The 12,716-nt window shown below is 61.8% G+C and carries 12 protein-coding genes; 10 read left to right on the top strand and 2 right to left on the bottom strand.

What is annotated here, in order from left to right; translation table 11 throughout:
• Positions 1-15 precede the first annotated feature (15 nt).
• From mreC to rodA, 4 genes are read left to right on the top strand one after another with little or no spacing between them, the layout of a single operon-like run.
• Complete coding sequence (gene mreC / locus TL5118_RS01590) at positions 16-930, top strand: rod shape-determining protein MreC (protein WP_058243311.1); 915 nt, start codon at positions 16-18, stop codon at positions 928-930.
• A complete protein-coding gene (locus TL5118_RS01585) occupies positions 927-1,466 on the top strand; it encodes a hypothetical protein (protein WP_058243312.1) in 540 nt (179 codons plus the stop codon). Before mreC ends, TL5118_RS01585 begins: the two co-directional genes overlap by 4 nt.
• Positions 1,463-3,406, top strand: a complete 1,944-nt coding sequence (mrdA, locus tag TL5118_RS01580) for a penicillin-binding protein 2 (protein WP_058243313.1) — start codon at positions 1,463-1,465, stop codon at positions 3,404-3,406. Before TL5118_RS01585 ends, mrdA begins: the two co-directional genes overlap by 4 nt.
• On the top strand, positions 3,403-4,542 hold the full coding sequence (gene rodA, locus TL5118_RS01575) for a rod shape-determining protein RodA (protein ID WP_058243314.1): 1,140 nt from the start codon (positions 3,403-3,405) through the stop codon (positions 4,540-4,542). The genes mrdA and rodA overlap by 4 nt, the downstream gene beginning before the upstream one ends.
• Positions 4,543-4,551: 9 nt before the next feature.
• Here rodA and TL5118_RS01570 read toward each other — a convergent pair whose 3' ends face one another.
• Entirely contained in the window at positions 4,552-5,388 is an 837-nt protein-coding gene (locus TL5118_RS01570; protein ID WP_058243315.1) for a LysR family transcriptional regulator, read from the bottom strand.
• Between the two features lie 107 nt (positions 5,389-5,495).
• On the opposite strand from TL5118_RS01570, the gene TL5118_RS01565 reads away from it, so the two are divergent.
• Both TL5118_RS01565 and TL5118_RS01560 read left to right on the top strand, forming a co-directional pair.
• Complete coding sequence (locus TL5118_RS01565; protein ID WP_058243316.1) at positions 5,496-5,906, top strand: VOC family protein; 411 nt, start codon at positions 5,496-5,498, stop codon at positions 5,904-5,906.
• Positions 5,903-6,832: a 2-hydroxyacid dehydrogenase gene (locus TL5118_RS01560; RefSeq protein WP_058243317.1), complete on the top strand. Its 930-nt coding sequence runs from the start codon at positions 5,903-5,905 to the stop codon at positions 6,830-6,832. Before TL5118_RS01565 ends, TL5118_RS01560 begins: the two co-directional genes overlap by 4 nt.
• A gap of 82 nt (positions 6,833-6,914) precedes the next feature.
• Here the strand turns inward: TL5118_RS01560 and TL5118_RS01555 are convergent, their stop codons facing one another.
• Complete coding sequence (locus TL5118_RS01555) at positions 6,915-7,718, bottom strand: SseB family protein (protein WP_058243318.1); 804 nt, start codon at positions 7,716-7,718, stop codon at positions 6,915-6,917.
• Positions 7,719-7,814: 96 nt separating this feature from the next.
• Between TL5118_RS01555 and TL5118_RS01550 the strand changes: the two genes are divergently transcribed.
• The 4 genes from TL5118_RS01550 (at position 7,815) to TL5118_RS01535 (ending at position 12,600) form a co-directional block, all read left to right on the top strand.
• Positions 7,815-8,435 (top strand): uracil-DNA glycosylase family protein, encoded by a 621-nt coding sequence (locus tag TL5118_RS01550; protein WP_058243319.1) that lies wholly within the window; start codon positions 7,815-7,817, stop codon positions 8,433-8,435.
• Between the two features lie 206 nt (positions 8,436-8,641).
• Entirely contained in the window at positions 8,642-9,889 is a 1,248-nt protein-coding gene (locus TL5118_RS01545) for a Na+/H+ antiporter NhaA (protein ID WP_058243320.1), read from the top strand.
• A 175-nt stretch (positions 9,890-10,064) separates the two neighbouring features.
• Complete coding sequence (locus TL5118_RS01540) at positions 10,065-10,724, top strand: ABC transporter ATP-binding protein (RefSeq protein WP_058243321.1); 660 nt, start codon at positions 10,065-10,067, stop codon at positions 10,722-10,724.
• Entirely contained in the window at positions 10,702-12,600 is a 1,899-nt protein-coding gene (locus TL5118_RS01535; protein ID WP_058243322.1) for a KpsE/RkpR family capsule polysaccharide export protein, read from the top strand. Before TL5118_RS01540 ends, TL5118_RS01535 begins: the two co-directional genes overlap by 23 nt.
• Positions 12,601-12,716: the final 116 nt, after the last annotated feature.

Here is a 12,716-nt window from a genome sequence, read left to right as displayed (position 1 = left end):
TGAAAAGGGGGTACCTTGGCCAAGGACCGTTCACAGAGCGAAGACTATCTGGGACCGCTGAAGCGTTTGCTGACAGGGGTCCTGATCCTGTGTCTGATCGGCCTGTTCATCCTCTGGCGTATCGACAGCCCACGCGTGGAACGGTTCCGCGCGCAGGTTGTTGATAAGGTGGTGCCGTCCTTTGACTGGGCGATGGCGCCGGTCACCGGCATGGTCAATCTGGTGCGTGACTTTCAAAGTTATCAGCGCATTGTTGAGCAGAACCAGGAACTGCGCAGCGAGCTGCAGCAGATGAAAGCCTGGAAAGAGGCCGCGCAGCAGCTGGAGCAGGAAAACGCACGGCTGCTGGATTTGAACAACGTACGGCTGGACCCGCGACTGACCTATGTGACCGGTGTGGTGCTGGCCGACAGCGGTTCGCCCTTCCGCCAATCGGTGCTGCTGAACGTCGGCGCGCGCGACGGGATCCTGGATGGCTGGGCCACGATGGATGGCATTGGTCTGGTCGGTCGCATCTCTGGTGTGGGGCCGAACACTGCGCGGGTGATCCTGCTGACCGATACCTCCAGCCAGATCCCGATCACCATCCAGCCCTCAGGCCAACAGGCGATCCTCAGCGGTGACAACACCGCCGCACCCTTGATCACCTTCCTTGAAAACGGCGATCTGGTGCGCGCCGGTGACCGGGTGATCACCTCAGGTGATGGCGGTGTGTTTCCCGCCGGCGTTCTGGTGGGCCACCTGGCCGAAGATCCTTCGGGCCGGCTGCGGGTGCGCCTGTCGGCAGATTATGAGCGGCTGAAATTCCTGCGCGTGCTGCGCAATCAGGCGGCACCGCTGATCAGCGATCCCGGTGCCCTGATCACCCCCGGCGGTGCGCCGCTAGCGCGGGCGGACACCGAAGCGGAGGAAGGGGAGGTCAGCCAATGAGCGACAGCGCCCCGACCAAACCCTGGGTGATGCAATGCGCCTTTGCCGCGCTCACGCTGGCGGTGATCTTTTTCCAACTGCTGCCCCTTGAAACCACACCCCGGCGCTGGACCGGCCCGGATCTGGTCTTGCTGATCAGCTTTGCCTGGGCCCTGCGCCGCCCGGATTACGTGCCCGCCTATCTGGTTGGGCTAATCGCCCTGATGGCGGATCTGATGCTTCAACGCCCCCCTGGACTGATGGCTGCCCTGGTGGTGATCGCCGTGCAAACCTTGAAAAAACGATCCCGCCTGCTGCGCGATCAGGGGTTTGCGGTGGAATGGCTGACCGTGGCCTCAACCCTGCTGGCGGTGATGCTGGCCTTCCGTCTGGTGCTGACGCTGACCGCCGTGCCACAGGCCCCGATGGGGCTGACCCTGATCCAGCTGGTCATGTCCGTAATCTGTTACCCCGCCGTGGCCGCGCTAGCGCATTTTGCTTTTGGGGTGCGCCGCGTGGCCCCTGGCGAAGTGGATGCATGGGGGCATAAGCTATGAAGCGCAACAATCGCGATAGCGCCGACAGCGCCCGCCGCATCACCCGCCGCGCCCTGCTGCTGGGCGGTGCCCAGCTGGCCTTTGGTGGCGTGCTGGCCATGCGGATGCGCTACATGCAGGTGGATCAGGCAGATGAGTTCCGCCTGCTGGCGGAGGAAAACCGCGTCAAGGTGCGCCTCCTGCCGCCTGCCCGCGGTGAGATGTTTGACCGCAACGGTGCGGTGATCGCCAAAAACGAACCCAGCTACCGCATTGTTCTAGTGCCCGAGGACGCAGGCGACGTCGAACAGGTGATTGCCCGTCTGGCCAATCTGATTGAGCTGGACCCCGATGAACTGGCCAAGGCGCGCAAGGAAATCTCGCAGAATGCGCCCTTCCGCCCGGTGACATTGGCCGATCGTGTCAGCTGGGAGGCGATCAGCCGCGTCGCCGTCAACGCCCCCGCCCTGCCCGGCATCACGCCCGAGGTTGGCCTGTCCCGGCAATACCCGCTGGGCCCGGACATGGCCCATGTCGCGGGCTATGTTGGCCCGGTCTCTGATTATGACCTGTCAAAAATCGATGCTCCGGACCAGTTGCTGCTGATCCCGCGCTTTCAGATCGGCAAAGTGGGGGTTGAGGCCAAGCTGGAGGATTCCCTGCGCGGTAAAGCCGGCAATAAACAGGTTGAGGTGAACTCCGCCGGGCGCGAAATGCGTGAGCTGAATCGCCGTGAGGGCCAGCCGGGCGCCAACCTGCAGCTGACCATCGATCACCGGCTGCAGAACTATGTGCAGGCGCGGCTGGGCCGCGAAAGTGCTGCCGCCGTGGTGATGGACTGCGAAAGCGGCGATATCCTTTGTGCGGCCTCCGCGCCAAGCTTTGACCCCAACCTGTTTGTGCGCGGCATTTCCGTCAAAGACTACCGCGACCTGACAGAAAACAAATACCGCCCGCTGGCCAATAAGGCGGTGCAGGGTCTCTACCCACCCGGCTCCACCTTCAAGATGGTCACCGTTCTGGCCGCGCTGGAGGCCGGGGAAGTCACCCCCGATGAAACCGTCTACTGCCCCGGCCATATGGAAATCTCCAACCGCCGTTTCCACTGCTGGAAACGTGCCGGACACGGGCAGGTGGATCTGCTAACCTCGCTACGCGAAAGCTGCGACGTTTATTATTACGATCTGGCGCTGCGGGTCGGTATCGAAAAGATCTCGGAAATGGCGCGCAAGCTGGGCCTTGGGGAACGTTATGACATCCCGATGTCCGCCATCGCCCGTGGCCGCGCCCCTACGAAGGACTGGAAGCTGGAAACCTACGGTCAGGATTGGGTGGTGGGCGATACTGTCAACGCCTCCATCGGGCAGGGCTACGTGCTGGCCTCCCCGATCCAGCTGGCGGTGATGACCGCGCGCATGGCAACAGGCCGCGCCCTGGCCCCGCGTCTGGTGAAATCGATCGACGGGGTGGAGCAGCCGATGCCCTCGGACGCGGAACTGGACGTGAACCCTGAACACCTACGGCTGGTCCGCCGCGCAATGTATTCGGTTTCCAACCACCGCAAGGGCACCGCCTATGGATCGCGGATCATTGAGGATGAGTTGCGCCTTGCCGGCAAGACCGGCACCAGCCAGGTCCGAAACATCACCGCCGAGGAACGCCGCCGTGGGGTGACCCGGAACGAGGATCTGCCTTGGGAACGCCGCGACCATGCGCTGTTTGTGAACTTCGCCCCCTATAAAGACCCCAAGTTTGCCGTGGCCGTGGTTGTTGAACATGGCGGCGGTGGCTCAACCGCGGCAGCGCCGATTGCACGCGACATCACGCTACAGGCCCTTTACGACGGCGAACCGCCACTGGAGGCCTACCCGAAAGCCGCACGTTCCAAGGTGAAGGCCCAGCAGGAACGGCTGCGCCGCGAACGGCGTGAGTTCCTCAAGCGGGAAAGTGACCGCGCATGAGTTATCTTGAGTATGCCGTCAAAACCGTGCCCTCGGGCCTGCGCAAGGTGCTTTACCTGAACTGGCCGCTGATCCTGTTGCTGACGGCGGTCTGTTCGGTCGGGTTCCTGATGCTCTACTCAGTTGCGGGCGGGTCCTTCCAACCCTGGGCAGAGGCGCAGATGAAACGGTTCGGCCTTGGCATGGCTGTGCTGTTCGTGGTGGCCATGGTGCCGATCTGGTTCTGGCGCAACGTGGCGGGCGTGGCCTATCTGGCCTCACTGGCGCTGCTGCTGTTTGTGGAGTTCTTTGGTTCTGTCGGGATGGGCGCGCAGCGCTGGATCGATCTGGGCTTCATGCGGTTGCAGCCCTCTGAGATGGCGAAGATCACCTTGGTGATGCTTTTGGCCGCCTATTACGATTGGCTGCCGATGAAAAAGGTTTCCCACCCGATCTGGGTGGCGGTGCCGCTGTTCCTGATCCTGCTGCCCACGGCGCTGGTGCTGAACCAGCCGGACCTTGGCACGTCGCTCCTGCTGGTCTTTGGTGGTGCGGCTGTGATGTTCTTTGCCGGGGTGCATTGGGGCTATTTCACTGCCGTTATCGGCATTGGCATTGGTCTGGTGACAGCCGTGTTTCAGACCCGTGGCACCCAGTGGCAACTGCTGAAAGATTACCAGTACCGCCGCATCGATACCTTTCTGGATCCCGCCAGTGATCCGTTGGGCGCCGGCTATCATATCACCCAGTCCAAGATTGCGCTTGGCTCAGGCGGTTGGACCGGCCGCGGTTTTATGCAGGGCACGCAGTCCCGGCTGAACTTCCTGCCGGAAAAACACACTGACTTCATCTTCACCACCCTGGCGGAGGAGTTTGGCTTCATCGGCGCAGTCTCCCTCCTGGTGCTCTATGTGCTGATCATCATCTTCTGCGTCGCCTCGGCCGTTGCCAACCGCGATCGCTTCTCGTCGCTGCTGATCCTGGGGATCGGGGTGACCTTCTTCCTGTTCTTTGCGGTGAACATGTCGATGGTGATGGGCATGGCGCCCGTTGTGGGCGTGCCGCTGCCGCTGGTCAGCTATGGTGGCTCGTCGATGCTGGTGCTGCTGGGCGCCTTTGGTCTGGTGCAAAGCGCCCATGTCCATCGCCCCCGCTAGGGGATTGCCTTAACCGCTGATCCCCAACACCTGCCGCAACACCTGCTGCACCGGGCGGCGGCTGTCGCGCTGCCAGGACAGCAGCCCAACCTGCCGGGTCGCCCCGCCCAAGGGAGTGAACTGCGCATCAGGGTGGCGGCGCTGCAATCCGGCCCATTCCGGCACAACGGCGCGGCCAACGCCATCCTCAACCAGTTGGGCAATGGTTTCCAAAGCATCCATTTCGCACAGCACCCGTGGGGCGCCAAACCGCTGCTGCAACAGCCGATGGCAGGCCGCCCCACCCCAGGCCGCCCGCGCATACAGCAGGAAGGGCAGGTCCACCTCGCCCCCGCGCGGCTGCAACAGGCCAAGACGTTGTTCAGCCATGACATCAAAGCGCATGGTTTTGGGCAGGACAAAAGGCGGGGCAACGATCAGCGCCGCCTCCAGCCGACCGGCTTCAAAGGCATCATACAACTCGGCTGAGGCACCCGGGCTCAGCGTCAGATCCACCTCAGGCGCGGCCTGTTTCAACCCCTGCACCAGATCCGCCGCATGATCCCCCAGCGCGGTCGAAATCAGCCCAAGGCGCAATGGCCCCACCAGCTGATCCTGCGCCAAAACCTGGCCCAGACCTGCCCGGATTGACACCAGCTTGCGCAGCTCCGGCAGCAGGGCCTCACACTCCGGCGTTGCCGCCATGCCGCGCCCGGACCGGATCAGCAGCGGCACCTGCAGCTCAGTTTCCAGCGCCTCCACGCGCTGCGCCACGGCGGCGGGGGTCACGCCAAGACGCCGCGCGGCGGCGGCAAGTGAGGTCTCATCCACGGCGGCAATCAGGGTTTCCACAAATCTCAAATCCATAGAAAACCTTATGTTTGAAGTCACAAAAACAAGCTAGCCTTTTTACAACCGCCTCCGCTATTCCTGTGCCCAAGCAACATTGCACCGACGAACAAAGGGACGCTTTGATGAGTATTTTCCACCTCGCCTATCACGTCGATGACCTCGACAAGGCCCGCGCGTTTTACGGCGACCTCCTGGGCTGCACCGAGGGCCGCAGCACTGAAACATGGGTCGATTTCAATTTCTTCGGCCATCAGATCAGCCTGCACCTGGGCCCTGTTATCGCCACCGCCAACACCGGCAAAGTGGGCGAGCATATGGTGCCGATGCCGCATCTGGGGGTGATCCTGCCAACCGATCAATGGCAGACCCTGGCCGAAAAACTGACCGCCGCCGGTGTCGCCTTCACCATCGCCCCCACCACCCGCTTTGCTGGTGAGCCCGGGGAGCAGAACACCATGTTCTTCCACGATCCCGCCGGCAACCCGATTGAGATCAAAGGATTTGCAGATATGGCCGGGGTGTTTGCCACATGATCAACGTCCTCTTCGCCGCCCTGCCCGAACGCTGGGACAGCTACGCCCCCGCCCTGCGCAAAGCCTTCGACGACGCCGGGCTGCAGGTTGACCTGCAACAGAATTTCGCCCCAGACTTGGTCGACTATATCGTCTATGCGCCAAACTCGACGCTGCAGGATTTCACCCCCTACACCCGCTGCAAGGCGGTGCTGAACCTCTGGGCGGGGGTCGAGGCAATCGTTGGCAATCAGACCCTGACCCAGCCGCTGGCGCGCATGGTGGATTTCGGCCTGACGCAGGGCATGGTGGAATGGGTCACCGGCCATGTGCTGCGCCATCATCTGGACATTGACTATAACCTCGAACGTCAGGCCGGCGTTTGGGACAAGCATCTGCCGCCGCTGTCGCGTGACCGGCCGGTGACCGTTTTGGGCATCGGTGAATTGGGCGGCGCCTGTGCGCAGGCCATTGCAGGGCTGGGCTTCCCCGTCACCGGCTGGAGCCGCACCCAGAAAGAGATCGATGGCATCACCTGCCTTTCGGGTGAGGCGGGTCTGAAACAGGCGCTGTCGACGGCACAGATTCTGGTATTGCTCCTGCCCCTGACGGCCGGCACAGAAAACGTGATCAATGCTGAGAGTTTGGCGCTGATGCCGAAGGGTGCCTATATCATCAACCCCGGCCGGGGACCGCTGATCGATGATGCCGCGCTCCTGGCGGCGCTGGACAGTGGCCAGATTGCACGGGCCACGTTGGATGTGTTCCGGGTTGAACCTCTTCCTGCCGAGGACCCCTATTGGTCCCACCCCAAGGTCACGGTCACCCCGCATATAGCGGCGGAAACCCGACCGGGAACCGCGGCAGAGATCATCGCCGACAACATTCAGCGGGCTGAGGCGGGGGAACCGCTGCGCTTCCTCGTGGATCGCGGCGCTGGCTACTAAACAAAAGAACGGGGGGCCCTGCCCCCCGCTTAAGAAACCGCAAAAGCGCTTTCACTGTTTCCTAAATACTCATGTCACTGCATCAGCGCAGGATCGGCGGCTTCTCGGGGTCAGAACCGGGGGCTGACAGCCCCACTTCCTGTGCCTCTTCGTGCTGCGGCAGGTCAAACCGCAGCCCCCATTGCGCCAGTTTCGCCGCCAGCGGATCACTGGCCCGCAGGAAGCTGACATCCAGCGCACCGGCCTCAATCCCCGAAAAGGTCAGCGCCTCAGACACCGCCTGCGCCAGCGCCCCTTCGGCGGCGGGCACCGCATCGATAAAGGCCAACAGGTGGTTGCGCGCGCCGCCCTCATAGGTGGCGCCTGCCAGATAGGCCGAATGGGCCAGCCCGGTGGCGGTAGCCAGTTTCGCATCCAACGCGGTCAGCAGCGCCTCAGGCAGCCCCATGGGGCGGCCAATCTCTTCGATCCGCGCCTCAGCCTCTTCAGGGGTTTGCCCCAGGGTCTGATCCAGCCAGACCACCGCCTCGGACGGGATCAAGATCGACGATGGCGCCACCTCAAGGTTCACCCCCAGACCAATCCCCTGCCCGGCCAGGATCGAGGCGATCATCCGCCCCGACAGCGCTGCATAGGGCGCTTCGCGGCCAACGAATTGCGCCAGCCGGTCTTCGCGGTCAAAGATCAGCACGAAGCGATCGTCGGAGACCTCAAACAGCTCGGGCGTCACATTGTCATCAACCGGTTCTTCTGCCAGCAGCAGAAACATCTCGCTATCGGCCAGACGCTCGTAAAACCGCAGCCGTGCAGTGTCATCGCTTTCATCCGCCAACATGGCAGCATGGGCGAGGTCCAGTGCGGTCTGATCAGTGGGGGCGTTTGTCATCTCGGGCTTCCTGACACTCGTTGCGCAATTCGGGCTTGCCCTGCGGTAGCCTGCGCGCCAGCTTAGGGCAAGAGCTGAGCAAGGACAGATATCCCGATGCCCCCGCAAAAGCCCGCAGCGTCACAGCCTGACCTGCCGCAGGAGATCGCCCGCTGTCGTCTCTGCGCGCCGCGCTTTGCTGCCACCCGAACCGCCCATAGCCCGCGCCCTGTGCCCTGGTTCCACCCCAAGGCGCGGATCCTGATCGCCGGACAGGCCCCGGGACTGCGGGTTCACGAAAGCGGCCGACCCTTTGATGACAGGTCGGGGGATCGCCTGCGCGATTGGCTGGGGATCGACCGGGCCACGTTTCATGATCAGGCGCTTTTGGCCTGTGTGCCAGCGGCCTTCTGCTTCCCAGGTTATGACGCCAAAGGATCCGACCTGCCGCCGCCAAAACTCTGTGCTGAAACCTGGCAGGACCGGGTCATGACCACCCTTTCAGCGGTGAAGCTGACAGTGCTGGTCGGCGGCTATGCCCACCGCGGCCATCTGGGGCTGAAAACCAGCGTCACGGAAAATGTCCGACACTGGCGTGACTATGCACCTGCAACGTTTTTGCTGCCGCATCCCTCCTGGCGCAACACCGGCTGGCTGCGCAAAAATCCCTGGTTTGAGCAGGAGTTGCTGCCTGAACTGCGCCGCAGCGTTGCCGCCTGTGTGACACCGCCGCCTTGATAGGCGGCCCGATTGCCGTCGTCTGCGTCAACCCACCGGCGGCAATTGGCCGATTTCCCTGGAGGTGGATTAAGTTCCAGTCAATTTTTGTCAGGTTTTCAAACGCACTAAACTTGCTGCACCCGGCCAAATAGCCTAATCCTTTCTCATCTCCGAGGGGAAATGCGCACATCAGGCAATCTGGGGCGAACAGGGCAGGAGGCACTATGTACCGCGTTTGGAATTTCATCACGAACTACTCACTATTGCTGATCCTTGGGGCGCTGACCGCCCTGGTTTGGGCAAATGTGAACCCGCACAGCTACCACGAATTTGTTGAGTTCAAGATCTGGGATCACGCCCCGATTGGCCATCTGCATGACGGCCACCGGACGTTGACCCTGCACTATCTGGTCAATGACATGTTGATGGCCTTCTTCTTTGCCATTGCGGCCAAAGAAGTTTGGGAAGCCATTGCTCTCAAGAACGGCTCGCTGCGCGGCAAGAAGGCAGCCACCCCGCTTTTTGCCACGGTGGGGGGTATGATTGGGCCAATTGCGGTCTACCTCGGGCTGGCGCTGCTCTTGGGCTCGGAAACCTATGATGCTGTCAAGAACGGCTGGGCGATCCCAACCGCAACAGACATCGCATTCTCATACCTTGTGGGCCGTATGGTCTTTGGCGCAGGTCACCCGGCCGTGCGCTTCCTGCTGTTGTTGGCCATTGCCGACGATGCGGCAGGTCTGATCGTTCTGGCCGTTTTCTACCCCTCGGCCGAGTTGATGCCGGAATGGCTGCTGCTGTCGGCCGGATCGGCCATAGCTGTTTATCTGCTGGCCAACTGGCTGCCACGTCGGATGGACCGCCACAACCAGCTGCGCCCCAACTCAACCTGGATGCGCAAGAAGCTGGGCTTCTGGCCCTATCTGATCGCGGGCTGCGCCAGCTGGTATGGCTTCATGATGGCAGGGATTCACCCGGCGCTTGGCCTGTTGCCGATCGTGCCAACCATCCCACATGCCGACCGCGCCTTCGGGATCTTCAGCGAGGCAGAGCAATATCTGACCGATCTGCTGAACCATATCGAACACGCGCTGAAACATCCGGTTGAGGTGGTGCTGTTCTTCTTCGGCCTGTTGAACGCAGGTGTCGAATTTTCGGCAATCGGTGCCCCGACCTGGCTGGTACTGGCCGGTCTGATCGTCGGCAAACCCATCGGTGTTCTGATCTTTGGCGTCATCGGCGCCCATGTGCTGCGGCTGGGTCTGCCCCAGGGGATGCGCACATCGGATCTGTTCATCATCGGCTGTGTGGCCGCCATCGGCTTTACCGTTTCGCTCTTTGTGGCTTCGGTCGCCTTCCCGCCGGGTGATGTTCAGGATGCTGCTAAAATGGGGGCGCTGTTCAGCTTTGGCGCAGCGGTGCTGTCCTGGCTGGCGGGCAAGCTGCTCAGGGTCGAAAAACAGACGCTGTAACAGCACGCTTTCTGTAAACAATCTTGTGAAACCGGCGCTATTAGGTGTCGGTTTTTCAACATTAGGCCTTAATTTTGCCCCCTTGCCCGTGTCATAATCTAATCAAAAGCCCAAATGGGCCGTTCTTAGGAACATCCCACCTCACCAAGGGCGAGCAGGAGAGCACAGGCCGCACATGCTTGAGTTTGACAATGTCAGCAAGTCCTTCTGGACCGGCACCCAACGCAAAGTGATCCTTGAGAAAGGATCATTCCGGGTAGACTTGGGCCAATCGCTGGGCATCCTGGCCCCCAATGGCACCGGGAAAACCACGCTGATCAACATGATGGCCGGTTTGGAAAAACCGGACGAAGGGGTGATCCGCCGCGGCTGCAAAGTCTCCTTCCCGCTGGGGTTCATGGGCGGCGTTGTCTCCAAACACACCGCCGTGGAAAACAGCCGCTACATCGCCCGGCTTTATGGCTTGGATCCCGACTATGTGGAATCCTTCTGCCGCTGGCTGTGCAACCTGGGCGAATACTTCAACCAGCCGCTTGGCACCTACAGTTCCGGGATGCGCGCGCGGTTTTCCTTTGCGCTGCTGCTGGCGCTGGATTTTGACATCTACCTGATCGACGAAGGCATGCCCTCCTCGACCGATGTCGATTTCAACAAAAAGGCCGGGGACCTGCTACGTGAGCGGCTGAACCGGACCACCGTGATTATCGTGTCGCACTCGCCCGCGACGCTACAACAATTTGCCCGTTCAGCGGCCGTTCTGATGAATGGCAAGCTGCATATGTTTGACACCTTGGAAGAAGCGAAACAGCTCTATGACTACGAAACCCAAGGCTAAAAAGTTCCGCATCCGCCGTGGTGGCTCCTCTGACGGGGCCACCGGTGCACCTGCGGCCAACGCCCCGGCCCCTCAACCTGAGGCGCCCGCCAATCAGGCTGCGCAAACGCCGCGGCCGACCCGCCCGCAACAGGGCGCGCGCGACTACGCCGAGCAGATGCGCAAACAGGCCGCCCAATCGCTGCAGCCGCAAGAAGGGGGCGAAGAGGAAATGCAAAGCCTCGCCGCTATTGCCGCCCGCCGCAAAGCGCAGGCGCAGGCTCAAACGCAGGCACAGCCCCAGCCTCAATCGCCGTCGCCGGCACGCCCAGCGGCCCGTGCTCAGCAGGCCCAGCCCCAGCAACCTGCTCAACAGGCCGCACAGCGCCCGCAACAGGCTCAGGCTCAATCTCAGGCCCAATCTCAGGCAGCACGTGAGGGCATGGTCGCCTCGCCGCAGGAAGTGACCGCCGATCAGGAAATTGACGCCATTCGCCGCGAAGGGCTGACCGGGCGCCAGCTGCGCATGGCCCGCCGGGTGGCGCAGAAACACGGGCTCGCCCCAACCTCGGATTTTGACGCCGTGCGCCTGTTGCGCGCCAGCGGCATTGAGCCGTTCAAACGCACCAACCCGCTGGAACTCGTGGTGCCCTCCGCCGCCAAAGACGGCGCTGAGGCCGCAACACAACTGCCCCAGACCGTTACGCCCGAGGCCAGCAAACTGCCCTCAACCGAAATGGCCCCGGCAGAACGACGTCTGCAGGAAATCAGCGAAATTCAACGCGATATCATGCGCCGCCGCCGTCGCAAGATGATCCTGCTGCTGACGCGCCTCAGCTTTTTCGTGTTCCTGCCGACCCTGCTGGTGACCTGGTACTTCACCTTCATCGCCTCCCCGCTTTACTCGACCAAGTCCGAGTTCCTGGTGCTACAGGCCGATTCCGCAGGCGGTGGCAGCATGCGCGGTCTGCTGGCCGGCACACAGTTTGCTACCAACCAGGATGCCATCGCGGTGCAGAAATTTCTGACCTCAAGGCCAGCGATGATCCGGCTGAACGAAGAGTTCGGCTTCAAGGAACACTTCAGCCAGGACAGCATTGACCCGATCAAACGTCTTGAACCTGATGCCACCAATGAGGCTGCCTATAAGCTGTTCAAACGCTACGTGAAAATCGGCTACGACCCGACCGAAGGTGTGGTCCATATGGAAGTGATCGCCGCTGATCCGGTGGTGGCCACAACCTTTGCCGAGGCACTGATTTCCTATGCTGAGGAAAAGGTCGATGAACTGTCGCTGCGCAAACGGGATGACCAGATGCGCGAAGCCCGCGCCAGCCTGGAACAGGCCAAACAGGAACGGACCGAAGCACAGCGCAAACTGGTAGAACTGCAAGAGGGCACTCTGCTGGATCCGCAGGGCGAAATGGCCGCGATCCGGGCGCTGATCAACAATGTTGAGATCCAGCTGCAGGACAAGGAACTGCAACTGCAGACCCAGCTGAACAACCAACGCCCCAACAAGCCCAAAGTGCAGGCGCTGGAGGTTGAGATCCGCATTCTGAAGGCCGAGCTGGACCGCCAGCAGGCCCGCCTGAATGAGGCGCAGAACGGCGACAGCTCACTGGCCGCCAAGGCAGCGCAGATCCAGATGGCGCAGGCTGATCTGGCCACCGCAGACCTGTTCCTGCAATCGGCAGTCCAGAACGAAAAGCAGACCGCCCAGGCCGCCGCACGGCAGGTGCGTTATCTGACAACGGCTGTGGCCCCGGTTGTGCCCGATGCGGCCTCTTACCCGCGGGTCTTTGAAAACTCGATCCTCGCCTTCCTAGTGCTGTCGGGCGTCTATCTGATGATTTCGCTCACCGCATCGATCCTGCGTGAGCAGGTTTCAACCTAAGCTCTTACCCCCTGTTCATTCAGAACGGGGGGCTAACCCTCTGGATAGGGGGTATCCCCGTCTGTTTTGTTGAATCGTAACGGTTTGCTGGGCATAACAGGTTCAGCATCGCCTTC

Source organism: Thalassovita autumnalis, assembly GCF_001458255.1.
Classification (GTDB): domain Bacteria; phylum Pseudomonadota; class Alphaproteobacteria; order Rhodobacterales; family Rhodobacteraceae; genus Thalassobius; species Thalassobius autumnalis.
This window is presented reverse-complemented; position numbering and strand designations above follow the sequence as displayed.